This window comes from Microterricola gilva (assembly GCF_004217495.1).
GTDB lineage: Bacteria > Actinomycetota > Actinomycetes > Actinomycetales > Microbacteriaceae > Microterricola > Microterricola gilva.
Genome location: NZ_SHLC01000001.1, coordinates 3113018 through 3139384 on the forward strand (window position 1 = coordinate 3113018; position 26367 = coordinate 3139384).

Annotated in this window: 21 protein-coding genes; 9 read left to right on the plus strand and 12 right to left on the minus strand. The window is 68.4% G+C overall.

Annotation, left to right across the window (positions count from 1 at the left end; genetic code table 11):
* Window positions 1-2: 2 nt before the first annotated feature.
* Window positions 3-644: a hypothetical protein gene (locus EV379_RS14395; RefSeq protein WP_130506742.1), complete on the minus strand. Its 642-nt coding sequence runs from the start codon at window positions 642-644 to the stop codon at window positions 3-5.
* 355 nt (window positions 645-999) lie between these two features.
* Between EV379_RS14395 and EV379_RS14400 the strand changes: the two genes are divergently transcribed.
* Window positions 1000-5247: a DUF3418 domain-containing protein gene (locus EV379_RS14400; RefSeq protein ID WP_130506743.1), complete on the plus strand. Its 4248-nt coding sequence runs from the start codon at window positions 1000-1002 to the stop codon at window positions 5245-5247.
* 127 nt (window positions 5248-5374) lie between these two features.
* On the opposite strand, the gene EV379_RS14405 is transcribed toward EV379_RS14400, so the two are convergent.
* From EV379_RS14405 to EV379_RS14420, 4 genes are all read right to left on the minus strand, one after another.
* Entirely contained in the window at window positions 5375-6127 is a 753-nt protein-coding gene (locus tag EV379_RS14405) for an amino acid ABC transporter ATP-binding protein (RefSeq protein WP_165397415.1), read from the minus strand.
* A gap of 53 nt (window positions 6128-6180) precedes the next feature.
* Entirely contained in the window at window positions 6181-7239 is a 1059-nt protein-coding gene (locus EV379_RS14410) for an amino acid ABC transporter permease (RefSeq protein WP_130506745.1), read from the minus strand.
* A 2-nt stretch (window positions 7240-7241) separates the two neighbouring features.
* On the minus strand, window positions 7242-8138 hold the full coding sequence (locus tag EV379_RS14415) for an ABC transporter substrate-binding protein (RefSeq protein WP_130506746.1): 897 nt from the start codon (window positions 8136-8138) through the stop codon (window positions 7242-7244).
* Between the two features lie 216 nt (window positions 8139-8354).
* Window positions 8355-9215: a sulfurtransferase gene (locus EV379_RS14420; protein ID WP_130506747.1), complete on the minus strand. Its 861-nt coding sequence runs from the start codon at window positions 9213-9215 to the stop codon at window positions 8355-8357.
* A 160-nt stretch (window positions 9216-9375) separates the two neighbouring features.
* Here EV379_RS14420 and EV379_RS14425 point away from each other — a divergent pair, with 160 nt between their 5' ends.
* From EV379_RS14425 to EV379_RS14435, 3 genes are all read left to right on the plus strand, one after another.
* Complete coding sequence (locus tag EV379_RS14425; protein ID WP_130506748.1) at window positions 9376-10605, plus strand: MFS transporter; 1230 nt, start codon at window positions 9376-9378, stop codon at window positions 10603-10605.
* A 98-nt stretch (window positions 10606-10703) separates the two neighbouring features.
* Entirely contained in the window at window positions 10704-12152 is a 1449-nt protein-coding gene (locus tag EV379_RS14430; protein WP_130506749.1) for an NAD(P)/FAD-dependent oxidoreductase, read from the plus strand.
* A complete protein-coding gene (locus EV379_RS14435; RefSeq protein ID WP_130506750.1) occupies window positions 12149-12502 on the plus strand; it encodes a cupin domain-containing protein in 354 nt (117 codons plus the stop codon). The genes EV379_RS14430 and EV379_RS14435 overlap by 4 nt, the downstream gene beginning before the upstream one ends.
* A 29-nt stretch (window positions 12503-12531) precedes the next feature.
* On the opposite strand, the gene EV379_RS14440 is transcribed toward EV379_RS14435, so the two are convergent.
* The 5 genes from EV379_RS14440 to EV379_RS14460 all read right to left on the minus strand — a co-directional run bounded on the left by EV379_RS14440 (window position 12532) and on the right by EV379_RS14460 (window position 18445).
* Entirely contained in the window at window positions 12532-13746 is a 1215-nt protein-coding gene (locus EV379_RS14440) for an acyl-CoA dehydrogenase family protein (RefSeq protein ID WP_130506751.1), read from the minus strand.
* Window positions 13747-13765: 19 nt separating this feature from the next.
* Window positions 13766-14935 carry a CaiB/BaiF CoA transferase family protein gene (locus tag EV379_RS14445; protein WP_130506752.1) on the minus strand — a complete coding sequence of 390 codons (1170 nt, stop codon included), beginning with the start codon at window positions 14933-14935 and terminating at the stop codon, window positions 13766-13768.
* 21 nt (window positions 14936-14956) lie between these two features.
* Complete coding sequence (locus EV379_RS14450) at window positions 14957-15466, minus strand: Lrp/AsnC family transcriptional regulator (RefSeq protein ID WP_130506753.1); 510 nt, start codon at window positions 15464-15466, stop codon at window positions 14957-14959.
* A 34-nt stretch (window positions 15467-15500) separates the two neighbouring features.
* Entirely contained in the window at window positions 15501-16901 is a 1401-nt protein-coding gene (locus tag EV379_RS14455) for an NAD(P)/FAD-dependent oxidoreductase (protein WP_130506754.1), read from the minus strand.
* A gap of 95 nt (window positions 16902-16996) precedes the next feature.
* The gene (locus EV379_RS14460; RefSeq protein WP_130507505.1) at window positions 16997-18445 is read right to left on the minus strand and encodes an aldehyde dehydrogenase family protein; all 1449 of its coding nucleotides are present in this window, start codon (window positions 18443-18445) and stop codon (window positions 16997-16999) included.
* A gap of 289 nt (window positions 18446-18734) precedes the next feature.
* Between EV379_RS14460 and EV379_RS14465 the strand changes: the two genes are divergently transcribed.
* The 5 genes from EV379_RS14465 to EV379_RS14485 all read left to right on the plus strand — a co-directional run bounded on the left by EV379_RS14465 (window position 18735) and on the right by EV379_RS14485 (window position 24125).
* Complete coding sequence (locus EV379_RS14465) at window positions 18735-19826, plus strand: polyamine ABC transporter substrate-binding protein (RefSeq protein WP_130506755.1); 1092 nt, start codon at window positions 18735-18737, stop codon at window positions 19824-19826.
* 15 nt (window positions 19827-19841) lie between these two features.
* Window positions 19842-20756: an ABC transporter permease gene (locus tag EV379_RS14470; RefSeq protein ID WP_207226262.1), complete on the plus strand. Its 915-nt coding sequence runs from the start codon at window positions 19842-19844 to the stop codon at window positions 20754-20756.
* Entirely contained in the window at window positions 20749-21519 is a 771-nt protein-coding gene (locus EV379_RS14475) for an ABC transporter permease (RefSeq protein WP_207226263.1), read from the plus strand. The genes EV379_RS14470 and EV379_RS14475 overlap by 8 nt, the downstream gene beginning before the upstream one ends.
* Window positions 21516-22598 carry an ABC transporter ATP-binding protein gene (locus tag EV379_RS14480; RefSeq protein ID WP_130506756.1) on the plus strand — a complete coding sequence of 361 codons (1083 nt, stop codon included), beginning with the start codon at window positions 21516-21518 and terminating at the stop codon, window positions 22596-22598. Before EV379_RS14475 ends, EV379_RS14480 begins: the two co-directional genes overlap by 4 nt.
* Window positions 22599-22757: 159 nt before the next feature.
* Window positions 22758-24125 carry an NAD-dependent succinate-semialdehyde dehydrogenase gene (locus tag EV379_RS14485; protein WP_130506757.1) on the plus strand — a complete coding sequence of 456 codons (1368 nt, stop codon included), beginning with the start codon at window positions 22758-22760 and terminating at the stop codon, window positions 24123-24125.
* Window positions 24126-24197: 72 nt separating this feature from the next.
* Here EV379_RS14485 and EV379_RS14490 read toward each other — a convergent pair whose 3' ends face one another.
* Together EV379_RS14490 and EV379_RS14495 are read right to left on the minus strand one after the other, a co-directional pair.
* Window positions 24198-25034 (minus strand): HAD-IIB family hydrolase, encoded by an 837-nt coding sequence (locus tag EV379_RS14490; RefSeq protein ID WP_130506758.1) that lies wholly within the window; start codon window positions 25032-25034, stop codon window positions 24198-24200.
* Window positions 25031-26341, minus strand: a complete 1311-nt coding sequence (locus tag EV379_RS14495) for an MFS transporter (RefSeq protein ID WP_130506759.1) — start codon at window positions 26339-26341, stop codon at window positions 25031-25033. The genes EV379_RS14490 and EV379_RS14495 overlap by 4 nt, the downstream gene beginning before the upstream one ends.
* Between the last annotated feature and the right edge of the window lie 26 nt (window positions 26342-26367).

A 26367-nucleotide genomic window follows, 5' to 3' on the forward strand; every position in this document is an offset into this window, starting at 1 on the left:
GCTCAGCGACCCTGGCGCAAGCGCACGGCGAACACCAGCGCGGAGAGGAGCAGCGCTCCCCCACCGAAGACGGCCATCACGAGGTTGTTCGTCGGCGCCCCGAAGAAGGGGGCGATCGCTCCGACCACGAGCATGATGATGCCGAGCACGAGCATGCTCACCTGGCGCCAGAGCGCGGCACCGGCGAGGTAGAGCGTTCCGCACATCAGTGAGAAGGCAGAGGGGAAGAAGATGCTCGCCAGCTCCTGCGACATGCCATTGGAGATGAGCCCGACGCCGAGCGCGGCGAATGCCATGCCGCAGAGCGACCACGAGATCCCGTAGACCGCGCCGGCGAAGTTCGACTCGCCCTTGACGCCGCGGTTGAGGCGCGCGCCGATGATGGCGGAGGCGACGATGGCTCCCACGATCAGCACAGCGAAGATCGGGGCGGCCACCGCCATCGGAATAGTGAAGGCGGGGTTCCCGTCCGGGTACGCAGACCACAGCACGAGGAAGCCGATGAGCCACGCCGCGCCCCAGATGCCGAGCATCCACGGAATCGGACGCAGCATCAGCTGGTCGACCTTGCGCTGCTGCGTGGTGATCAGCGCGAGCATCTCGGCCGCGTCATCCTGCTCATGGGGTTCGACTGCGTTCGTCATAGTTACTTTGTAACGCAAAGTACTCTGTCACGTCAATCCCTTTGCGAAGTTTCGACAGGCTCAACCAGCAGACACCGCAGGCAGCAGCGCGCAGCAGCGGCGCGGGAGGGTCGGCGGGGCACGATGCGAAGCATCGTGAAAGGCGGCAGCCCTGAATCCGGAAGACTCGGGTGCGCAACAGCACAACGACCCACGAGGCTTCGGTCGCGGCCTCGTTCCTCAGCTGCTCCCTCGAGCCAGCGAGCTGAGGAGCAAGCCCTCTCGCACCACGCGGAGACGGGCAGGGATTCGACAGGCTCAACCAGCGGGGCAGCTCGCCCACTAGGCCGGTGACTCCGCGTACGATGGAGGGCTGATGACTGACACCGCCGCCATCCCCGTGATCACCTACCCGCCCGAGCTGCCGGTGAGTGCGATGCGCGACGAGATCGCCGACGCCATCCGCGACAACCAGGTCGTGATCGTGGCCGGCGCGACCGGTTCGGGCAAGACGACGCAGATCCCGAAGATCTGTCTCGAGCTCGGCCGCACGAGCATCGGGCACACCCAGCCGCGCAGGCTCGCGGCCCGCACCATCGCGGAGCGCATCGCCGAAGAACTCGGCGAGGAGGTCGGCGGCGTCGTCGGCTATCAGGTGCGTTTCACCGACAAGGCGACGGCCAGCACGAAGATCAAGCTGATGACCGACGGCATCCTGTTGAACGAGATGCACCGGGACCGGCTGCTGCGCCGCTACGACACGATCATCATCGACGAGGCGCACGAGCGCAGCCTCAACATCGACTTCCTGCTCGGCTATCTGCGCGAGCTGCTGCCCAAGCGGCCGGACCTCAAAGTCATCGTCACCTCGGCGACGATCGATCCGGAGAGCTTCGCGAAGCACTTCGCGAGCGTGCCGGCCGACGGCGGCGAGCCCGTTCCGGCGACGATCATCGAGGTCTCCGGCCGCACCTACCCCGTCGAGATCCGCTACCGGCCCCTCGTTGCAGAGGAGAATCTCGACGAGGACGATGTCGAGGCCACGGGCGCCGCGAACCCGGCCGACGACAAGGACTACCTGCAGGGCATCCTCGACGCCCTCGACGAACTCGCCCGCGAGTCCAGCGGCGACGTGCTCGTGTTCCTCTCCGGAGAGAACGAGATCCGGGATGCCGAGGAGGCCGTGCGCGGTCACTACGGCGCGACGGGTGGCCGCGGCGGCGTCACCGAGGTGCTCCCCCTCTACGGCCGGCTCTCCGCCGCCGACCAGCACCGCGTGTTCCAGCCCTCGACGGTCGCCGGAGTGCGCCGCCGGGTCGTGCTGGCGACGAACGTGGCCGAGACGAGCCTCACCGTTCCCGGCATCAAGTACGTGATCGACGCCGGCACCGCCCGCATCAGCCGCTACAGCGTGCGCTCCAAGGTGCAGCGGCTGCCGATCGAGGCGATCTCGCAGGCCAGCGCCAACCAGCGCTCCGGTCGGTCCGGCCGCACGAGCAACGGCATCGCAATCCGCCTGTACTCCGAGGAGGACTTCAACCGCCGCCCCGAGTTCACCGAGCCGGAGGTGCTCCGCACCAACCTGGCCGCCGTGATCCTGCAGATGATCGCCCTGGATCTCGGCGACATCGCGAAGTTCCCGTTCCTCACCCCTCCGGACTCCCGTGGCGTCAAGGACGGCCTCGACCTGCTGAGCGAGCTCGGCGCAACGCGCAGCGTTGCGAAAGGCTTGCCGCGCAGCGGCAAGCACGGCGGCAGCCAGAACGCCGCGGCAGACTCGGGAGCCGACTCGGCGCAGGGCAGTCACGACCGCACGGCAACCACACCGGCATCCGCCACCCCGAAGCTCACCCGCATCGGGCAGCAGCTCTCGAAGCTGCCGATCGACCCGCGCTTCGGGCGCATGGTGATCGAGTCCAAGACGCAGGGCGTCAGCCGCGACGTGCTGGCGATCGTCGCCGGGCTCACGATTCAGGACCCACGGGAGCGGCCGCTCGAGCGCCGCCAGCAGGCCGACGAGCAGCATGCCCGTTTCACCGACCCGACGAGCGACTTCCTCAGCCTGCTCAACCTCTGGAACTACCTCGAGAAGCAGCAGCGTGAGCTCGGCTCGAGCGCCTTCCGCCGGCTCTGCAAGAACGAGTACCTCAACTACCTCCGCGTGCGCGAGTGGAACGACGTCTACCGGCAGCTGCGCCAGCTGGCCAAGCCGCTCGGACTCTCGGTGCACGACTCCGCGCGCGACGGTGAGCCGAGCGCGCCGAACCCCGACGGCATCCACCGTGCCCTGCTCAGCGGTCTGCTCAGCCACATCGGGCTGAAGGATCAGGCACAGGCGGCGAAGGCGAGCGGCCCACGCGGCTCGAAGGATGCGGCATCCGCCCGCCGCGGCAAGGGCGAGTACATCGGAGCCAGGCAGGCCCGCTTCACGCTCTTCCCCGGCTCGGCGCTGGCCAAGAAACAGCCGGATGCCGTGATGAGCGCCGAGCTCGTCGAGACCAGCAGGCTCTTCGCCCGCACCAACGCGGCGATCGACCCGGCCTGGGCGGAGCCGCTGGCCGGGGACCTCTGCAAGCGCAGCTATTCCGAGCCGCACTGGTCGAAGAACCAGGGCTCGGTCGTCGCCTACGAGAAGGTCACCCTCTACGGTGTGCCGATCGTGCCGAAACGGCGCGTGCAGTTCGGCACCATTGACCCGCACTACGCCCGCGAGCTGTTCATCCGGCACGCCCTCGTCGAGGGTGAGTGGGACGTGTCGCGGCTGAATGCAGGGCTCACCGCCTTCGACCGCGCCAACAAGCGCCTGCGCGCCGAGCTCGAGCAGCTCGAGGAGCGCACCAGGCGCCGCGACATCCTGGTCGACGACGAGGCCGTGTTCGAGTTCTACCACCGCCGCATCCCGGCCGAGATCAACTCCACCCGCAGCTTCGAGACCTGGTGGCGCCGCGCGCACAAGGAGACGCCCGATCTACTGACGATGACGGCAGAGGCCCTCGTCCCTGAGGACGTCGCGAGCGAGGCGGACAGCACGCTGTTCCCGCCGAGCTGGCGGCAGGACGACCAGGTCTTCACGCTGCGCTACAAGTTCGAGCCCGGCGCACCGGACGACGGCGTGAGCGTCGTCGTGCCGCTGACGCTGCTCGCGCGGCTGCGCCCGGAGGGCTTCGACTGGCAGGTCGAGGGCCTCCGCGACGAGCTCATCACCGCGCTGCTGAAGAGCCTGCCCAAGGTGATCCGCCGCAACGTCGTGCCGGCCGCCGACTGGGCGGCGAAGATCGCAGCCGAGCTGCCGGAGCGCCCGGAGGGCACGGGAAGCGCATCGCGCAGCACCGCGCCGATGACGGTCACACCGTTCACGGAGGCCGTCGCCGCCGTGATCAAGAAGCTCGTCTACATCCCGGTGACGGCCGACGACTTCGACCTCGACCGGGTGCCGCCGCACCTGCGCGTCACCTTCCGCGTCGTCGACAGCCGCGGGCGCGAGATCGACAGCGACAAGGATCTGCGTGCACTGCAGGGCCGGCTCAGCGAGCGTGCCCGTGATGCCGTCGCGAGCACCTTCGCCGACCCGGATGCCGGGGGCGGCCGTGGCCGCCGCGGGGGCCGCGCGGGCGAGACCGATGGCGCGCACACCGGCGACTTCAGCGTGCAGCCGCGCGGCGGAAGGCCCGGACGCCCCGGAGCACCGGGCGGGCCGAGCGGCGGCAGCGCCTTCGCCGAACGCAGCGGACTCACCGCCTTCCCGACCGGGCTGCCGCCGATTCCGGGCAACGGACCGGACCAGCAGGGCACGGAGATTCCCCGCTTCGTCGACCTCAAGCAGGGCGGCAACACGATCCGCGCCTACCCCGCACTCGTCGACGAGGGGCAGAGCGTCGGTTTGCGGTTGCTCACGACCGCCGAGGAACAGGCCAGGGCGATGCCAGGCGGCATCCGTCGCCTGCTGCTTCTGGCCATCCCGTCGCCGCTCGGCTACGTGCAACAACACCTGACCAGCACCGAGAAGCTGACCCTGGCCGCGAGCCCATACCGTGGTGCGCAGGCACTGTTCGAGGACTGCCTCGCCGCCTGCGTCGACGACGTGCTGTTCCGGGTGAAGCCGGACGGGCTCGTGTTCAGCAAGGCCGAATTCGAGACGGTGCGCGATCGGGTCTCCAGCGTCGTGATGGACACGATGTTCGACACCGTGAAGATGGTCACGAGCATCCTCACCGCCGCGCGCAAGGCCGACAAGGCGCTCAAGGCAGCGAGCAGCATCACGATCATGGCCGCACTGGCCGACGCCAGGCAACAGCTCGATGGGCTCATCTACTCCGGATTCGTCTCGCAGACGGGGCTAGAGCGGCTGCGGCACCTGCCGCGCTACCTCGGCGGCATCACGGTGCGGGTCGAGAAGCTCGTCGCCAACCCCGGCCGGGACCGCGTCGGTCTCACCGAGGTGGAATCGGGGCTGACCGCGTTCCGCAACGCCGGTGGCACGATCCCGCTCGCACAGCACGCGCCCGCGAATCTCGTGAAGGCCCGCTGGATGATCGAGGAGCTGCGGATCAGCCTGTTCGCCCAGGAACTGCGCACCGCCGAGAGCGTCTCGCTGCAGCGCATCGCGAAGGTGCTCGCGGGCTGAGCCCACTCCTCGGCCCGGCGCACGCGCGGTTTCGACAAGCTCAACCAACGGGGTGTCGACAACGAACGAAGGCCCCGCTCTCGCGGGGCCTTCTGGGTTTCGACAGGCTCAACCAGCGGATGGCTGGCTAGAGCACCTTGGAGAGGAACGCCTTCGTGCGCTGGTGCTGCGGGTTCGAGAGCACCTCGCGGGGGTCGCCGGACTCGACGACGACGCCGCCGTCCATGAACACGAGCTTGTCGGCGACCTCGCGGGCGAAGCCCATCTCGTGCGTGACGACGATCATCGTCATGCCGGACTTCGCCAGCTCCTTCATGACGTCGAGCACCTCGCCGACGAGCTCCGGGTCCAGTGCACTGGTCGGCTCGTCGAAGAGCATGAGCTTGGGATCCATGGCGAGAGCGCGGGCGATTGCAACGCGCTGCTGCTGACCGCCGGAGAGGTGCGCCGGGTAGTAGTCGGCACGGTCGGCGAGGCCGACACGCTCCAGCAGCTCACGGGCGCGCTTCTCGACTACCGCCTTCTTCTGCCCCTTGACGCGGATCGGCGCTTCCATGATGTTCTCGAGCGCGGTCATGTGCGGGAACAGGTTGAAGCGCTGGAACACCATGCCGATCTCGCGGCGCTGCTTGGCAGCCTCCTTGGGGTGCAGCTCGTAGAGCTTGCCGTTGGCCTCACGGAAGCCGACGAGCTCGCCGTCGACGCTGAGCCGGCCGGCCGAGAGCACCTCGAGGTGGTTGATGCAGCGCAGGAACGTCGACTTGCCCGAGCCACTCGGCCCGACGAGGCAGAGCACCTCGCCGCGCTTGACCTCGAGCGAGATCGACTTGAGAACCTCGTTGGAGCCGAAGCTCTTCGAGACGGCCTCTGCCAGCACCATCGGGGTCGTGGATGCCGCGGCGCCAGCGGTCTGCCCTGTGCTGAGTGTGTCGCTCATCGCTTCCCTCCGTGTCCTGGGTTGATGGGTGGGTCTCCAGCACGGTTCGGCTCGACCGAGGCCGGTCCGGTGAGCACTGTCGGCTGGTTGCCGCCGATGACCGGTATGGTGCCGGTCGGGCCTGCAGCCTTGTCCGGACGGCGGTCGCCGATGCCACGGGCGAAGCGCTTCTCCAGGAAGTACTGTCCGACCATCAGGATGGACGTGAAGAACAGGTACCAGATCGACGCGACGATGAGCAGCGGGATCGGGTTGAACGTCTCGGCCGAGATGTCACGCGTGCGGTTGTACAGGTCGAAGCTGAATGGCACCGCCGTGACGAGCGAGGTGGTCTTCAGCATCGAGATGACCTCGTTGCCTGTCGGCGGGATGATCACGCGCATCGACTGCGGGATGACGATGCGGAGCATCGTCTGCGACCAGCTCATACCGAGCGCCGTCGCGGCCTCTTCCTGTCCCCTGTCGACGGAGAGCAGACCGGCGCGCACGATTTCCGCCATGTAGGCGGCTTCGTTGAGCGCCAGGCCGATGACGGCGATCCAGAAGGTGCTGATCGCGGCGGTCGTCGGGATCGAGACCCACGGTTCCGTGAACGGGATCCCGATGTCGATCGTCTGGTAGATGATCGCGATGAGGCCCCAGAAGACGAGCTGCACGTAGACAGGCGTCCCGCGGAAGATCCAGAGGTAGAACCACGCGACGCTCTTCACGACGGGGTTCGGCGAGAGTCGCATCACGGCGAGCAGGATGCCGAGGATGATGGCGAACACCATCGAGAGCACCGTGAGCTCGAGTGTCACCAGCGCGGCCTGCGTCACCCGGACGTCGAAGACGTACTTGCCGACGGATGCCCAGTCGTAGGCCGGGCGCTGCGCCGCGTCGATGATGAACAGCACGAAGATGCCGATGAGCACGACGGCGAACACGGTGCGCCACGGGTGGCGCAGCTTGATCGCCTTGATCGCTTCGGGTCGCTTCTCGTCGCCCGCCGCTTCAACGCCGTTCGGCGACGGGGAGGCCCCCGCCGCCGAACGGTTGTGTTCTGACTGTGACACGACTAGCCCTTCGAGGCGGCGTTGATGGTGATCTCGCTGATGCCGCCGTCTGCAACGCCCCAGGCGTTGAGGATCTCGTCGTAGCTGCCGTCGTCGACCATCGACTGCAGGGCAGCCTGAACGGCCTCAGCCATGCCGGAGTCCTTGGCGACCGCGACGCCGTACGGCGCGATGTCGAAGGTCTCTCCTGCGGCCTGCAGCTTGCCGTTCGTCTGGGCGATTGCGTAGAGGGTGACGGGCGAGTCTGCACTCATTGCGTCGACCTGGCCGAGCGCGACGGCGTTGGTCGCGGCATCCTGCGTGTCGAACTGCACCTTCTCGATCGGGGCCTTGCCCGCTGCGACACAGGCTTCGCTCTTGGCCGGAACCTCATCGGTGTCTTCGTAGGTGGTTGCCTGCACGGCGACCTTGAGCCCACAGGCGTTGTTGGGGTCGACCTCGTTGCCTGCGGCGGACGCCCACTGGATGCCGGCGTTGTAGTAGTTGACGAAGTCGACCTGCTTCTGGCGCTCGACGGTGTCGGTGAAGCTCGACATGCCGATGTCGGCCTTGCCGCCGGTGACGCTCGGGATGATGTTGTCGAACTTGGAGACCTGGAATTCCGGTGTCAGACCGAACTTCGCGGCGATGCCCTCTGCCAGCTCCGCTCCCCAACCGATGGGGTTGCCGTCCGCGTCCTTGAACTCGTTCGGAGCGTAGGTCGGGTCGATGCCGATGACCAGCTTGCCGTCGTCGCCGACGCCGTCTGGGAGCAGCGCGATCGCGGCGTCGTCCGCGGCGATGGCCGGGGCGCTCGCCTCGTCACTGCCGCCGGCGGAGGGCGTGGAGTTGTCGACACAGCCGGAGAGCAGCAGAACGGCTGCCGCGGCGAGGGCCGGAACGGCGTAGCGAATACGCATGGTGGATCCTTACTCTCGGATTCGGAACCCGCGTCGGTGAGGGTTCCGCCCATTCGGGTGGAATCGAGCCTAATGCACTGGGCCGCAGGCCAAAACGAGGATTGATAACGTTTTGGTCGCACGTTAACGCACAACACAGCCGCGTTTGGCGACGTTTAGTTGCAAGGAATCCTGCCTTCACGCGCCTTTATTGCACGCGCCCCGGTGGAGACGGCCTCAGGGCATCGCGCCGATTGCCACCGGCAGTTCGTCGTGGTTCGACCACGACGACCAGGAGCCGGGGAACAGCGCGGGGCGGAACCCGGCGATCGTCAGCGCGAGCGCGTTGTGGGCGGCCGTGACACCGGAGCCGCAGTAGACACCGACGGGAGCGGTGTCGCTGACGCCCAGCGCCTCGTAGCGCGCACGCAGCTCGGCGGCGCCGAGGAAGCGGCCGTCCGCGTCGAGGTTGCCGGCCGTCGGCGCGCTCACGGCACCGGGGATGTGCCCGGCGCGCGGATCGATCGGTTCCACCTCGCCGCGGTAGCGCTCGCCGGCGCGCGCGTCGAGCAGCACACCGGATGCCGGCAGTGCGCCGGCCTGCTCGATGCTGAGCACCGGCAGCCGGCCGGACCCGAGCGTGATGGCACCGGGAAGGGTGTTGTCGACATCCGCGGTGCCGCTGGACAGCGAGCGCCCTGAGGCGGTCCAGGCCGGCAGCGCCCCGTCGAGCACCCGCACATCGGCGACTCCGCCGTAGCCGAGCAGCCACCAGGCTCGCACGGCGGCGTGACTCTTCCAGTCGTCGTAGACCACGACGATGTCGCCGTCGTTCAGGCCCCAGCCCCGGGCGGCGGCCTGCAGATCGCTCATGGCGGGCAGCGGATGCCTGCCGTCCCGCGGCTCCCCGTGGCCGGCAAGTTCGCTGTCGAGGGCGACATAGACGGCGCCGGGGATGTGGCCGGCCTCGTACTGCGGCCGACCGGCCGGGCCACCGAGGGTCCAGCGCACGTCGAGCACTCGCACCGGGGTGCCACCGGCAGCGGCGTCGGCCTGCAGTGCGGCGAGTTCGTCGGCGGTCACGAGCGGATGCGGCATCCGGTGTCTCCAATCAGTGGTGAGCGCTGGCGTACCCGGCCGGGCAATTCGGCCAACGCAGATCGTTGCGACTGGCGCGGGGGCGCGCCCTCTGCCACGCTATATGCTGCGACGACGCGCAGCGCGACGGTGCCGTCTCGCTCGGTAGAATCGAGGACTTGTGAGCACCTACTCCGACCTTCTCAAAACTCCGGGCGTTGCGCGCATCATCTCGGCCCAGCTCGTCGCCCGATTCCCGTTCGGCATGCTCTCGCTGGCCTTCCTCCTGCACATCGAGCAGAGCACCGGCAGCTACGGCGCGGCGGGACTCGTGCTCGCGGCGACCAGCGTCGGGCAGGCCATCGCCGGCCCGCTGACCAGCCGTTTCATGGGCCGCTGGGGCATGCGCCCCGTCATCACGGCCACGCTGGTCATCTGCGTCGCCATGGTGAGCACCATCGCGCTCGTGCCCATGTCGGTGCCGATGTACATGGTCGTCGGCGCCCTCGCCGGACTCAGCATGCCGCCGATCCAGCCGGCGGTCCGCACCATCTACCCGAAGATGGTCAATTCCCGCCAGCTGACCCCGCTGTTCTCCCTGGATGCCACGGCACAGGAGATCATCTGGGTGGTCGGCCCCGTCGTCACGACCTTCGTCGCGATCCAGATCAGCACCGTGTGGGGCATCATGCTCGCGGTGATCTTCATGGTCGGCGGCGGAATCTGGTTCATCTCCTCCCCCGAACTCGGCCGGGTGCGGATCCCGCGCAGCAAGCGCAAGCTCGGCGCCGTGTTGCGCCGCCCGCCGGTGTTGCTGGCGACCGGCGTCGGCTTCCTGCTCGTGGGCGCCTGCGCCGCCGTCGAGGCCGCGGTCGTCGCGACCTTCGGACACGATGGCGCTGAGGCCGGAATCGTCCTGGCCATCTTCTCGATCGGTTCCATCGCCGGCGGCCTCGGCCTCGGCCACGTGCCGATCGGCCCATGGTCGACCGCCAGGCGCATGCTCGTCGTCTTCGTCGGCATGGGCCTCTCCGCCGTCGTGATGGCGCTCGTCACCGAGAACGACGTGTTCTGGTGGCTTTCCGGAGCACTGTTCGTCTCCGGTCTCGGCATCGCGCCTGCCCTCGCCGTCTTGTTCGCCATCGTCTCGGCCAGCGTGAAGTTCAGCGACACCGCCGAGGCGTACGGCTGGGTCGGCACCGGCCAGCTGATCGGTGCGGCACTCGGTTCAGCCGCCGCCGGCTTCCTGATCGACAGCAACGGTGCGGTCGGCGGATTCTGGGCCGCCGCGATCTTCGCGCTCGTCGGCTTCATCGTGCCCGTGCTCGCCGTGCGTTACCACCCCGATCTGCGCGGCCGCGACGCGAGCCCGCTGCCGGACACCGAGGCGGTCCCCGTCCAGAACACCTGATCGGGGCTGGCGCAGATGCGCCCGGATTGGGATGATGGGGCGAGCCACCGCGCAACGAGGTGCCGGGGCGTGAACGCCGAGACGGAGCGCTGATACGCGTGGGCACGACTGTTTTCGAACGACGACGGCCGGAGGCATCCGTCGTCGCGCATGCACTGGCCGACACCAAGCAGGCCGCATTCTGGCTGGATGACGTCGAGCGCCAGCGCTACCCCCGACTCAACGGTGAACTCACCGCCGACCTCGCGATCGTGGGCGGCGGGTACACCGGGCTCTGGAGCGCCGTGCTCGCCAAGCAGCGCAACCCCGGCGCGAGCGTCGTGCTGTTGGAGGGCAAGCGCATCGGCTGGGCGGCATCCGGCCGCAACGGCGGCTTCTGCGAGGCCAGCCTGACCCACGGCCGGGAGAACGGCGAGAACCGGTGGCCGGAGGAACTCGAGCAGCTCGAGCGCCTGGGCCTCGAGAACCTCGACGAGATCGAGGCTTCAAGCGCCGAGCTCGGCATGGACTTCGAATTCGAGCGCAACGGCGCGATCGACCTCGCGCTTGAACCGCACCAGGTGCAGTGGCTGCGCGAGGCGGCGGCCGACGCCGTGGCGGACGGTGACGACAGCACCGTGTTCCTCGACGGCGATGCCCTGCGCGCCGAGGTCAATTCCCCCAGCTACCTCGCCGGCCTGTGGCACAAGCGCAGCTCGGCGATCCTGCACCCGGCCAAGCTCGCCGTCGAGCTGGCGCGCGTCGCAACGGAGATGGGGGTGCGCATCGTCGAGAACAGCCCGGTGAAGCACCTCGAATCGGGCGCGGGTGGGGCGGATGCCGCCGGCATCACCCTGCACGGAGATCGCGGCCGCGTGCACGCCCGCCAGGTGATCCTCGCCACGAACGCCTTCCCGTCGCTGCTCAAGCGCAACGCGCTGATGACGGTGCCGGTCTACGACTACGCGCTCATGACCGAGCCGCTCAGCGCCGAGCAGATGGCCGCGATCGGCTGGAAGAACCGGCAGGGCCTCGGCGACGTCGCCAACCAATTCCACTACTACCGACTCTCCCGCGACAACCGCGTGCTGTTCGGCGGCTACGACGCCGTCTACCACTACGGCAGGCGGGTGCGCGAGCGCTACGAGGACCGCCCGGCCGCGTTCGAGCTGCTCGCGAATCACTTCTTCACGACGTTCCCGCAGCTGGAGGGGGCCCGGTTCACGCACAAGTGGGCCGGTGCGATCGATACCTGCACGCGTTTCGCCGCCTTCTACGGAACGGCGCGCGGCGGCCGCGTCGCCTACGCGGCCGGCTACACCGGCCTCGGAGTCGCCGCGACCCGCTTCGCGGCCAACGTGATGCTCGACCAGCTCGCCGGGCTCGAAACCGAGCGCACGCAGCTGCGCATGGTGCGGGAGCGCCCGTTGCCCTTCCCCCCTGAGCCGGCCGCGGCGCTCGGCATCAACGCGACCCGCTGGTCGCTCGACCGCGCCGATCACAACCTCGGGAAGCGCAACATCCTGCTGAAGACACTCGACGCTCTCGGACTAGGCTTCGACTCATGAGCATTCTCGTCCCCGGTATCGTCACCGCCGCCGCATCCATCACCCTGAGCCACGAAGCCGTTCCGCCCGAGCAGCTTGTCGCCGGTTCCCCCAGCACGGGCACCGTCGAACTCGGCGGTTTCGGGGACGCTGAGATCGGCGTCTGGGAGATGACGGTCGGCGCCATGAGCGACGTCGAGGTGGACGAGGTCTTCGTGGTCATCGCCGGTCGCGCGACCGTCGAACTCGAGCCTGGCGACGACGATGGCGAGACGATCGAGCTCTTCCCCGGCGCCGTCGTGCGTCTCGCCGCGGGCACCCGCACCGTGTGGACCGTGACCGAGACCCTGCGCAAGGTCTACATCAGCTGACCGTGTCCCGCGCGTGCGCCGGCCCGGCGTCAGAAGGCGGAGAGGCCGGTGAGCGCGCGCCCCAGCACGAGGGCGTGGATCTCGTCGGTCCCCTCGTAGGTGCGCACCGCCTCCAGATTGGCGGCGTGCCGCATGACGGGGAAGGCGCTCGTGATGCCGTCACCGGCGAGGATCGAGCGCGCCTCGTGCGCGATCTGCAGAGCCTCGCGCACGCTGTTGAGCTTGCCGACGCTGATCTGCGCCGCCGTGAGCGCGCCGCGTTCCTTGAGCCGGCCGAGGTGCAGCGCGAGCAGCACCCCCTTCTCGTACTCAAGCAGCATGTCGGCGAGCTTCGCCTGCACCAGCTGGCGTGAGCCGATCGGGCGCCCGAACACCTCACGGGACTTGGCCCGCTCGAGGGCGGCCTCGAGGCAGGATCGTGCAGCGCCCATCGCGCCCCAGACGATGCCGTAACGCGCCTCGTTGAGGCAGCCGAACGGGCCGGAGAGCCCTCGCGCGCCCGGCAGCATCGCGGATGCCGGCAGCCGCACGCCGTCGAAACGCACATCGCACTGGATCGACGCACGCATCGAGAGCTTGCCGTCGATGGCGGTGGCGCTGAAGCCGGCGGTGGCGGTCGGCACGAGGAAGCCGCGCACCTGGGCGCCCGGATTGCCTGCCTGCCCGGATGCCGTGTCATCGACGCGCGCCCACACGATCGCGACATCCGCGATGCTGGCCAGTCCGATCCAGCGCTTCGCGCCGTCGAGCACCCACTCGTCGCCCTCGCGTCTGGCCGTCGTGGTCATGGCGGCTGGATCGCTGCCGCCTGCCGCCTCGGTGAGGGCGAAACAGCCGACGAGCTCGCCGGCCGCCATGCCGGGCAGCCACTGCTGCTTCTGCTCCTCCGAGCCGTACTTGTGGATCGCCGACATCGCGAGCGAGCCCTGCACAGACACGAAGGTGCGCCAGCCGCTGTCTGCCGCCTCGAGCTCGAGGCAGACCAGCCCGTAGCTCACCGCCCCTGCCCCAGCGCAGCCGTAGCCGTCGAGGTGCATGCCGAGCAGGCCGAGTGCCCCGAGCTCGCGCACGAACTCGCGGCGGAAGTGCTTGTTCTCGAAGTCGTCCTCGATCACGGGGAGGATGCGCTCGGTGGCGAAGGCCCTGGCCGTCAGCTGCCAGGCGCGTTCCTCGTCGCTGAGGAGGGCGTCGAGCTCGAAGACGGAGTCGACCTGGGGGGTGGGGGCAACGGTCACGGTGTGCATCCTTTCTGGGGCGGCGTTCTCATGGCTGGCGCGGCAGCCAGTCGGCGCCGTCGTGCTCGCCGAGGCGGGGTGGCATGCTGCGGTAGCTCGGCGGCGTGGCGTCCAGCCGGATCGGGTTGGCGACGAAGCGCCCGTTCCGGCCGCGCGCCGGATCGCCGATGTCGACCACGGTCGGCAGCCCGATGGCTGCGGCGAAGTCGAGTGCCTCGGCAATCGAGTTGACGAGACCGGCCGGCACGCCGGCATCCGAGAGCACCGACACCCAGTGCGCCGCGGATGCCGCCTCCAGACGCCCCTCGATGATGGCGCGCAGCTCCGCGCGGTGGGCGACACGGCTCGCGTTGTCGGTGAAACGCACATCCTCGGCCAGCTCGGCGGCGTCGAGCAGACGCAGCAGGGTGCGGAACTGGCGGTCGTTGCCGACGGCGATCACGAGGTCGCGGTCTGCCGCGCGGAACAGCTCGTACGGTGCGATGCTCGGGTGCGCGTTGCCGAGGCGCTGCGGCGACACCCCGGTCGCGATGGTGCCGGCCGCCTGGTTGGTGAGTGCGGCGAGCAGGCTGCTGAGCAGGTTCACCCGCACGTGCTGACCGGGGCCGCCTGCGTCCCTGCTGCGCAACGCGAGCAGGATGCCCGCGAACGCGTTCTGCCCGCTGAGCACGTCGACGAGCGCGACGCCGACCTTGCTCGGATCGCCGTCCGCCGATCCGGTGATGCTCATCAGGCCGCCGACGGCCTGAACGAGCAGGTCGTATCCGGCGAGCGCCGCACCGGCACCGTCGCCGAAGCCGGTGATCGAGCAGTAGACGACACCGGGGTTGTCTGCGCGCACGGTCGGCTCGTCGAGGCCGAAGCGTTCCATGACGCCCGGTCGGAAGTTCTGCACGACGACGTCGGCGCTTGCGGCCAGCCGCCGCGCCTCGGCGAGACCGGCGTCCGTCGTGAAGTCACAGACCACGGCTCGCTTGTTGCGGTTGACACTGCCGAAGTAGGTGGAGTCACCCGCTGCGTCGACCGGCGGCAGCCAGCCGCGCGTCTCGTCGCCATCGCGGCTCTCGATCTTGATCACGTCTGCGCCGAAGTCGGCGAGCATCATGGTGGCGTATGGGCCGGCCAGCACGCGGGAGAAGTCGGCGACGCGCACACCGGACAGCGGGCCACGCCCCGAATCGACCGTCGGCTGCTCCATGCCCATCCGCCTTCGCCCCGGTCAGGAGCGCGCGGGACTCCCCGCGGCGGCCTCGGCCGGACCTGGCACGTTTCCGACCCCCCAGCCGTACGCGAGCTTGTGCGCCTCGAGGACGAAGAAGGATTCGGTCGACACCACGCCGTCGATCGCCTGCATCCGGTCGTTCACCACGTCGGTGAAGTGCTCGATGTCGCGACAGATCACCTCGGCCATCACATCGAACTGCCCGGTCGTCAGGATGACGTAACTCGTCTCGGGCAATTCGGCGAGCGCGCTGCACACGGCGCGCGCCTTCCCCGCTGCCGTGCGGATGCCGATCATGGCCAGCCGGTCGAAGCCGATCGCGAGCGGGTTGGCGATGCCGACGACCTGCAGGATCCCGAGCTCCTCGAGCCGGCGGGTGCGGTACCTGACCGACGAGGCCGGGATGCCGAGATCCTCCGCGATCTGCTTGAACGCGCGCCGCCCATCGGCCTGTAGCGCCGTGATGATCTGCCGATCCGTGTCGTCCATGCTCACCGGTGAGGTCATGGCTCCCACGTTACCGCCGTCGGCGCGGCCGACGTTACGAGTCAAAACCGAGACCGAGGGCGTCCATCATGCGCAGCCACAGGTTGCGCCGGCCGGTCTCGTCCTGCCTGGCCATCGACCAGCGGGTGAGTTGGACCCCGAGGTAGCGCACCGGCTCCGGCGGGAACGGCACCGGTTTGCGGCGGATCATCGCGAGCTGCGTGCGCTCGGTGGATCGCCCGGCCAGCAGGTCGAGCATGACCTGGGCGGCGAAGCGGGTCGCCGTGACGCCGAGCCCGGTGAAGCCCAGCGCATAGGCGATCCGCCCGTTCGCCGCGGTCCCCGTTGTGAGGCAGAAGCGCGTCGAGGAATCGACGACGCCACCCCACTGGTGGCTGAACCGCACATGGGCGAGCTGCGGGTACGTCGCGTAGAACTGGGCTGCAAGCTTGTCGAAGGTTTCCTGGCGCTGGGTCTTCGACTCATCGCGCGCTGAACCGTAGTGGTAGATCGCGTCGTAGCCACCCCAGAGGATTCGCCCGTCCGGCGTCTTGCGGTAGTAGTGGAACTGGTTGCCCGCATCGGTGAGACCGACGTCGCCCGTCCAGCCGATGCTGGCGAACTCCTCCTCGCTGAGCGGTTCGGTCACGATGGCGTAGTCGTAGACGGGGATCGTGACGAGGCTGAGCCTGCGCAGCAGCGGCTGGAAGACGTTGGTCGCCAGTGCGACACGGGCGGCGCGCACGGCGCCATCGGCCGTGCGGACGGTCACGTGGCCCGGATCGTTGCTGTCGAGGCCGAGCGCGGCGGAGTCTTCATAGATCTGCACGCCGAGCTCGAGGCACACCCGGCGCAGCCCCAGGACGAGCTTGTACGGGTCGACGAGCGCATAGTTCGGCATGTGCATGCCGGCGACGTACGACAGCGAGCTCGTCCACTCGGGGATCTCCTCTGCCGGGATGAATCGTGCAGGGTCGCCGTGGGCTGTACTGGCCTGTGCCGCCTCCTCGAGCCCGGCGGCCTCCCACGGGGTGCGCGCGAATGCGACCTTTCCAGACATCACGAAGTCGGCGTCGATGCCGTAACGCTCGAGCGTCGCCTGCATCGCGTGCAGGTTCTCGATGCCCAGTCGCACCAGCGTGTCGATCTCCTCCGGCCAGCGCTCGATGCCGTTGGTGAAGCCATGGGTCAGACTCGGCGAGCAGAACCCGCCATTGCGGCCGCTCGCCGCATTGCCGAGACCGCCGGCTTCGAGCAGGACCACCCGCGCTTCGCGATCGGCCTCCTTGGCCAACAGCGCCGTCCAGAGGCCGGTGTATCCCCCGCCGACGACGAGAAGCTCGGTGTCGATGGTGGCGCGCAGGGCGGGGAGGCGTTCCGGCGCCTGCGCGTTGTCGATCCAGAACGGAACGGGACGAGCCTGTTGCAGGCCCGGAATGGTCGCGGATGACGGCATGGTGCGACTCCTCGCAATTGGGGGTGGGCTGCGTGGTGCCTCGCCGCGCTCGGCGAGGCACCACGGCTCGGCGCCGCTCTGCGCGGCGCACGTGTTCAGCGGTTGAGGTGGATGACGCCCGTGCGCAGATCGCTCATGTCGATCAGCGTGTGCTTGCCACCGATCCGGCCCCAACCGGTGTTCTTGCCGCCCGCACCACCGAACGGCATGTTGATGTCCCAGAATCCGTTGCTGTCGTTCACGATGACCTGGCCGGTCTCGATCTCCTCGACGAAGCGGTAGGCCTTCGACAAATCGTTCGTGAACACGGCCGACTGCAGGCCGAGCGCGTCGGCGTTCGCGATGCGCAGCAGCTCGTCATCCGAGGCCCCCGTGATCACGGGAACGACCGGGCCGAACGACTCCTCGACGCTGAGCAGGCTGTCTTCGCTGACGCCGTCGACGATCGTGAACTCGTAGTAGAGATCGGTCGGCTGGCCCGAGCGCCTGCCGCCACCGGCCAGCACGTCGAAGCCGCGCGTGCGGGCATCCTCCATGTGCCTGTCCATCTTCGATGCGACGCCTTCGTTGTTGAGCGGCCCGAGGTTGACGGCCGAGTCGAACGGGTTGCCGAGGGTGACACCGTCGACGGTCTTCAGGAGTTGCTCGATGAAGGCGTCGTGCACATTGGCATGCACGAGCACGCGCTCGGTCGCGCAGCAGACCTGGCCGGCGCAGAAGTAGGCACCGTCTGCGGCGGCCTGCGCCGCGCGCTGCAGATCGGCGTCTTCGAGCACGATCAGCGGGCCGTTGCCCGAGAGCTCCATGATCGAGCGCTTGAGCCCTGATGTCGCGTGGATCTTCGCCCCGGTCGCCGAGGAACCGATGAAGCCGATCGCGTCGATGCCGTCGTGGGAGACCAGCTTCGACCCGAAATCGCCCTCGCCAGGAAGCACGTTGACGAGGCCCTTCGGCACGCCGGCGGCCTCGAAGGCCTCGAGCGCGGCAAGCACGGTCAGCGAGGTGTGTGTCGGCGGCTTCACCACGTGGGCGTTGCCCGTGGCGAGGCCGGGGGCAACGAATTCGGCGAGCATGAGGAGCGGGAAGTTCCAGGGGGTGATGATCGCCCAGGTGCCGACGGGCTTGTAGAACGACCACATCCGCTTGTTCGTGTCATTCGAGGGGAAGGTCTCACCGTGCAGACGAACCGCGTCCTCCGCGTGCAGGTGGAACAGCTGCGCCGCTTCCTTGATGTCGGCGACAGACTCCGCGAGCGGCTTTCCCTGCTCGAGGGTCTGCAATCGGGCGAGGTCGTCGACACGCTTCTCAAGCTCGTCTCCGATGCGGTGGCAGATGGCGGCCCGCTGCCAGACTCCGACCTGACGCCACTCGCGCTGAGCGGCGCGTGCTGCGGCAACCGCCCGATCGAGATCGGCCGAACTCGGCAGGGGCAGGGTGGCGATGCGCTCTCCGGTGACGGGGCTGATCACGTCGAACGATTCGCCTGACGTTCCGTCGGTGAACTGCCCGTCGATGTAGAGCTGCTGCTTCGGGGGCGTTGGCATGAAATTCACGAGCTACCTCTCTCTCAACAGCGGCGCCTCATTGCCCCACTGTCGGCCGACACCCTGCGGTGCCGTATGCCGGGATTTCACACTATCCATTCCGGCCGAGATGTCAACGAAAAAGCGCAAGCTTGCTCTCACAAATTTGCTCAATGCGCAAAACCGTTACATAAAAACTGTTGATCACACGGCGCGTCGCGCCCATACTTTACTCACACGCCACGACGCACCGCTGGCGCGGGTCGCGATCAACGTGGACGCGACGCATTCCCGACACTGTGGAGGCACCATGCATTACAGGAAAGTCTCGCTGCTTGCGATGGCAACCGTCGCAACGCTGGCTCTCGCTTCATGCTCCGCCGGATCCGAGAGCGCCGAGCTCGACCCGAACGCCGACGTGACCGAGCAGAGCCTCGTCGTCAGCGTGTGGGCCGACTACTACCCCGAGGATCTCGCCGAGACCTTCGAGGCGGCCACCGGCATCCCGATCACGATCGTGAATCACGCGACCAATGAGGAGGTCATGGGCAAGCTCACCGCCGGTGGCGACTCCGGCATCGACGTCGCCTTCGTCTCTGGGCAGTACGCGCAGGCCCTGAATGAGGCCGGCCTGCTGCAGCCACTCGACGAGTCACTCATCCCCAACGAGAAGAACCTGTACGCGGAGGCCCAGGAACTCGCCTATGACCCCGGCAACACCTTCTCGATGCCGTACGCGTGGGGCACGACGGGGCTCTGCTACCGCTCCGACCTGGTCCCGACCACCCCAACGTCATGGAACGAGCTGCTGGAGCCTGCACCGGACCTCGTCGGCAAGACGACGATGCTCTCGACGGAACGCTGGATGGCGCTGCCGGCGCTGAAGGCGATGGGCCTCTCCGTCAACTCGACCAACCCCGACGACCTCGACGCGGTCAAGGAGCAGATGCTGACAACCAAGGACACCCTGCTTGCCTTCGATGACACGACCTTCTACACGAAGCTCGTCTCCGGCGAGGCATCGATGACCGAGGCGTGGGACGGATGGTGCAACTACGGCATCGCCGAGGACCCGAACATCAAGTTCGTCGTCCCGGAGGAGGGAAGCGACCTCTGGGTCGACACGATGACCGTGCTGAAGACCTCGAAGAACAAGGAGGCCGCGATGGCCTTCGTGAACTACATTCTCGAGGCCGACGTGCAGTCCTGGGTGGCGGAGAACATCCTGTACAAGGTTCCCAACGAGGCCGCCATGGCCCTCGTCGACCCGGCCGTGATCGCCGCGTACCCGAACCTCGCCATGTCCCCGGCCGAACTGCTCGAGCAGGAGACCATCGTTGACCTCGGCGAGTTCAGTCCCGAGTACACGAAGTTGGCCACCGAGATCATGGCCGCAGGCTAGACAGGGCACGGCTCCGTGACATCCGACACCGCCCCCTCCGGCGCCGCCCCTCGTGGGTCGCGCCGGAGGTGGGCGCCCGCGCCCTTCCTCGCCCCCGGCATGGTGGTGCTCAGCCTCTTCGTGGCCGTGCCGATCCTGCTGATCACCAGTTACGCCTTCTTCACCCGCGGCCGCTTCGGCGGCGTGCAGTTCACCTTCACCCTCGACAACTTCGCGCGCCTAGCCGACCCGCTCTACCTCAAGGTCATCGCGACCTCTGTGGGCATCGGGCTGATCGTCACGTTGCTGGCGCTTCTGCTCGGCTACCCGACGGCACTCGTGATCACGCGCCTGCCGGCCAAGTGGCGCACCATCGCCCTGGTCGCAGTGCTGTTGCCGTTCTGGACCAACTTCCTGATCCGCACCTACGCCTGGATCCTGCTGCTGAACAACGCGGGGTGGATCAACCAGGGCTTGCAGGCGGTCGGCATCATCGACGAACCGCTCACACTGCTCTACACGCAGCCGGCCGTCGTCGTCGGATTGCTGTACATGTACCTGCCGCTCATGGTGCTGCCGCTGTACTCCTCGTTGTCTGCGCAGGACGCCCAGCTGGCTGAGGCCGCGACGAATCTCGGGTCGAGCCCATGGCGGGTGTTCCGCACGGTCACCTTTCCGCTCTCGATTCCCGGCGTGCTCACCGGTTGCGTCTTCGTGTTCGTGCCGGCGATGGGCAACTTCGTCATCCCGGAGCTGCTCGGCGGCGGCAAGACCGTGCTGATCGGCAACCTCGTGCGCGATCAGTTCCTCAAGGCACGCGACTGGCCGTTCGGTGCCGCCATCGCACTCGTGCTGACGATCATGCTCCTGCTGCTGCTCTTCGCCCAGCAGCGGGCATCCCGCCGGGTGACCGAGGGCCCGGCCGAGAGGAAGGTGACCACCCGTGCGTAACTCCCGGCTGATCAAGCTGCCGTTCTGGCTCACCTACCTCTTCCTGTACCTGCCGATCCTCGTCGTCGTGATCATGTCGTTCAACGCCTCGGCGAACCTGTTCGTCTGGCGCGGCTTCTCCCTGGAGTGGTACCCGGCGGTGTTCGCTGATGAGGCGATCACGACCGGGCTCCGCAACACGCTCATCGTCGCCAGCCTGGTGACCCTGCTCGCCACCGCACTCGGAACACTGCTCGCGGTCGGCATCCACCGCTATACACGCGGCGGGCTGGTGCGCGCCTTCGCCATCGCGCCGGCCCTGCTGCCCGATCTGCTGCTCGCGATCGGACTGCTCAGCCTGTTCTCGCTGCTCGGTGTCACGCTCGGACTGCACTCTGTCGTGATCGCGCACGTGACATTCGCCATGGCGTTCGTCACGGCGATCGTCTTGGCGCGCCTGGCCAGTCTCGACCCGAATCTGGAGGAGGCGTCGCAGGATCTCGGCGCCGGGGCGATGCGGACGTTCATGAAGGTCACCCTGCCGCAGCTCGCACCCGGCATCGTCGCCGGTGCGCTGTTGTCGTTCACGCTCTCCCTGGACGAGTTCGTGATGGCCTTCTTCACCGCGGCCCCGACCACCCCGACCCTGCCCATTGCCATCTATTCCATGGTCCGCTTCGGCGTCACCCCCGAGGTCAACGCCCTCGCGACCATGCTGCTGTTCGTGAGCGTTCTCACCGTGATCGGTGCGCAACGCCTGACCCGAGTGACGGATTCCCTATGAGCACGACCACGACCACCGCGCCCCTCCTCGACATCCGTGGCCTCAGCCACAGCTACGGCGAGGTGGCCGCGCTGAAGGACATCTCCCTGTCGATCGCCGACAACGAGTTCTTCGCCCTGCTCGGCCCGTCCGGGTGCGGCAAGACGACCCTCCTGCGCGCGATCGCCGGCTTCGAGACGCCGAGCGCCGGGAGCATTCTGCTCGACGGACAGGATCTGACCTCCCTGCCTGCGCATCGCAGGCCGATCAACATGATGTTCCAGTCGTACGCGCTGTTCCCGCACATGACCGTCGGCCAGAACATCGCGTACGGGCTTGAGGCCGACGGGGTCGAGAAGGCCGAGATCCGGCGCCGGGTCGGCGAGATGCTCGACATCATCGGTCTCTCCGAGTTCGAGCGCCGCCGTCCGGCGAAGCTCTCCGGCGGCCAGCGGCAGAGGGTCGCCCTGGCCAGGGCGCTCGTCAAGCGCCCCCGGCTCCTGCTGCTCGACGAGCCCCTCTCGGCGCTCGACCGCAAGGTGCGCGCCGAGATGCAGCTCGAACTCAAGCGGATGCAGCACGAGGTCGGCATGACCTTCGTCGTCGTCACCCACGACCAGGAGGAGGCGATGTCGATGGCCGACCGCGTCGCCGTCTTGAACCGTGGTGCGATCGAGCAGCTCGACAACCCTGTCGGGCTCTACTCGAGCCCGTCGACGCGCTTCGTGGCCAACTTCATCGGCTCGGCGAATCTCATCGATGGAACGGCGGTGGCCGGCGGCGTCACGACGCCGGCGATCGGCTTCCTGCCTGCCACGCACAACCATGCCCCAGGCGACCAGGTGACTCTCGTGCTCCGCCCGGAGGATGTGCGGATCACCGGAACAGACGGCGCGATCGAGGGCACCGTCGTCGACACCTTCTTCCTCGGCGGGTCCTCCACCGTCTCCGTCGCGGTACCGGGCCTCCCCCGGCCGATCAGCTGCACCGTGCACGCAGCCCACGTAGCCGAGCGGGGCGAGCGGGTCGGGCTCAGCTACGACCGCATTCGCGCGGTCGTCGTCGCGAATCCGGGCACCGTTGACGCGCCGGCCGCCTGAGCGTTCGACCGCGCGGCGGCTTCGCCAGCCTGTCGAATACCGGGCGACATTTTGCCATCACGTCCATTCACCCGGGCACACCTTGCCCATAAGCTTGTCGCACGTGTGCATCGCTGCTCGCCTCGAGTCGTGCGATGCCGTAGCGGTTGAGAGGAACCCATGAGCGCGTATGCAGTAACCAACCCGGCGACGGGCGAAACAGTCAAGCGATACCCGACCATCACGGACGCCGAGCTTGCGGCCGCGATCGACAGCGCGGACGCCGCGCATCGCGGGTGGTCACGGGGTTCGACTGTCGCCGAGCGCGCGGCGCTGATCCGCCGTGTCGCCGAGCTGCACGTCGAGCGTCGCGACGCCCTCGCCGAGATCATCGTGCGCGAGATGGGCAAGCCGCTCGAGCAGGCCCTCGGCGAGGTGGACTTCGCCGCCTACATCTTCGAGTACTACGCAGACAACGCCGAGTCGCTGATGGCCGACGAGCCGATCACGCTGCTCGCCGGCGAGGGTTCGGCGTTGATCCGCCGGCGCTCGCTCGGTGTGCTGCTCGGCATCATGCCGTGGAACTTCCCCTACTACCAGGTGGCCCGCTTCGCCGGCCCGAACCTGATCGTCGGCAACACCATCCTGCTCAAGCACGCAGAGCAGTGCCCGGAATCCGCCGCGGCCATCGAGCAGATCTTCCTCGACGCCGGGTTCCCCGTCGGCGCCTACGTCAACATCTACGCCTCGCACGAGCAGATCGCCACGATCATCGCCGACCCGCGCGTTCAGGGCGTCTCGCTGACCGGCTCAGAGCGCGCCGGCGCGGCCGTGGCCGAGATTGCGGGGCGCCACCTGAAGAAGGTCGTGCTCGAGCTCGGCGGGTCCGACCCGTTCATCCTGCTCAGCACCGACGACCTCGACGCGACCGTCGAGGCCGCCGTGCTCGCCCGCATCGACAACAACGGCCAGGCATGCAACGCCGCCAAGCGTTTCATCATCATCGATGAGCTCTACGACGACTTCCTCGCCAAGTTCACGGCCGCCTTCACCGCCTCAGCACCCGGCGACCCGATGGCGGAGGGCACCAACCTCGGCCCGCTCTCCTCGGCCAAGGCCGCCGACGGCCTGCAGGACCAGCTCGACCGCGCAGTCGCCCAGGGTGCGACGCTCGTGGCCGGCGCTCCGCGCAACGGCACGTTCTTCCCGGCGACCGTGCTCACCGACATCGCCCCGGGCAACGACGTCTACCACGAGGAGTTCTTCGGCCCCGTCGCCTCGATCTACCGCGTCGCCTCAGAGGCCGAGGCGATCGAGCTCGCCAACGACACCCCGTTCGGTCTCGGCTCCTTCGTGTTCACCACCGACCCGGAGCAGGCGCTTCGCGTGGCCGACGGCATCGAGGCGGGCATGGTGTTCATCAACGTCGTCGCGGCGGACGGCGCCGAGCTGCCGTTCGGTGGCGTCAAGCGTTCCGGCTCCGGCCGCGAGCTCGGCCGCTTCGGCGCGGACGAGTTCGTCAACAAGAAGATGATCCGCATCGGCTGAGCCCACACGGCACCTGCCGCTCAGCGGATGCGCGGCCCCGAGGCACCGGAATCACGGCGCCTCGGGGCCGTTTCATGTGCTGTGCAGCAGTGCGATCTGGTGCACAACGGCGTCGTCATCGTTGGCTGCGACGACGGCGGACGCCGCCCCGCGCACCATCGCGTTGGCGTTGGCCATCGCGAAACTCGCATCGGCGACCGCGAACATCGGCAGGTCATTGTTGTTGTCGCCGAAACAGACGAGGCGGGCAGCGCCGGCGTGGCGCTGCAGCTCGGCGGCGGCGACCGCCTTGTTCGCTTCGACGGCGCTGATCTCGAGCCAGTACTCATCGGGGAAGTAGTTGTCGCGCTGCACGACAATGTGCGCTCGACCCGCGAGCGGAGCGACCAGCGCCTCCGCCGCCTGCTCGATGGCCTCACGCCCTCCGATGATGGTCAGGTAGAAGACGTCGGTCTCCGGAAGCTCCGCCCAGGAATCGACGGGGCGCATCCGGGGGTCGCCCGCCCTGGACACCGTGTAGTTGCGGGTGCCGGCACTCTCCTCGGCCCGGTTCCATCTGACCCAATCCCGGCCGTCGCGAAACTCGTAGACGAGTGGCGGCAGCTGCCTGGCCCGGCACTCGGCGAGCACAAGCGCGACCACAGACCCGTCCAGTCCGTGCCGCGCCAGCACCTCGCCGTTTCGCCCATCGACGATGAGCGCACCACCGTAGACGGCCACCGGGATCCGCACATCGAGACCGGCCAGCACGACGCGGGCGGACTCATATGAGCGCGCGGTCGCGTAACTGAACAGCAGGCCCTCGTCCGCGACCAGGCGATTGATCGTCGTGCGCGTGACAGCGCTGAGCGTGCCGTCCGAGGCAAGCAGGGTGCCGTCGAGGTCGCTGAGGTAGAGCGTGGTTGTCATGTCGTCTCCGGGTGAGATGCGGCCACAGCCGGCATCGGATCGATGGGGGTGGATGCGGCCGTCGCCGGTCCGGCTGGGAGGAGGGTCGCTCGGCGAAGCCAGGCGATGCCGGCGATGAGGAGGCCGGCGAGCACTGCAGCGAGGAGCGCCGACTGCACACCGGCGGCCGCGACGAGCAGGCCGGCACTCCCCTGCCCCAGGCCCAGCCCCAGCGTGACCGCCGTGACGACCCAGGCGAACGCCTCACCGGATGCGGCCGCCGGGGCGATCCGATCGACGAGCAGGGAATGCGCCGTCGCCTGCGGTGTGATGAGCGTGCCAGCGATCATCAGCGCGACGACGAAGCCGGCGAAGCTCAGCGGAATGGTCATGATCGCGATCAGGACAGCGAAGCCGGCGAGCAGCACTGGCGCCCGCCTGTGCAGGGCCCGCGGCCACGGCCGGATGCCGTAGACGAGGCCGAATGCCACCGAGGTGAGCGACCATGCTCCGATCAGCACCCCGCCGAGCGCGAGATTCCCGGCGTCGACCGCCACGGCGGGGACAACGACCTCGACCGTGCCGAGGAGCACCCCGAAGCCGCCGGCGATGAGCACCAGGGTGTGCAGGCCGGGGTTCCGCACCAGTGCGCGCGACACGCGCCGGCTCTCGCGCCGCTCGATCCGCCGCAGCTCTCCCCGACGTTCCTTCCGCCCGGCCCGCCCGACGAGCGGCATCGCCAGGAACGCCGCCGAGCCGCCGACGAGCAGCACGACGGTGACCAGCAACCCGGTTCCGGCCCATGGCAGTGCCGCGAGACCTCCGGCCAGTGCCGGCCCGAGGATGAAGAAGATCTCGAGGCTGATCGCCTCGTAGCTGAGAGCCGCATCCAGCATCCGACCGCTCGGCAGCTCCGTGGCCCACACCGAGCGGGAGGCCGGCGACACGGAGGGTTGCGTGACGCCGAACAGCAGTGCGGACGCCGCCAGCACGGCGACCGGGGCGCGCAGCTCGACGACCGCGAAGTTCATCGCCGCCACGAGCGAGAACAGCACGAGCACAGGCGCGAGGGTGCGTCGCATGCCGAACGCGTCGATCAGCCGCCCCTGGGCCACGGTGCCGAAGGCGACACCGAGAAGCACGCAGCCGCTGACCAAACCCGAATCGGCGAAGGTGCCGGTCATCCGTTGGACGTAGAGCAGGAAGGCGATGCTCGCCATGGCGATGGGGAGGCGTGCGACCGCCGAGGTCGCCATGAACCATGGCACCCCCGGCAGCCGCATCATCGCGGCGAACTGCGCTCGCCCCGCTCCGTGCGCGTCGCTCATGGAACCCTCCCGCTGGTGGAACTGCC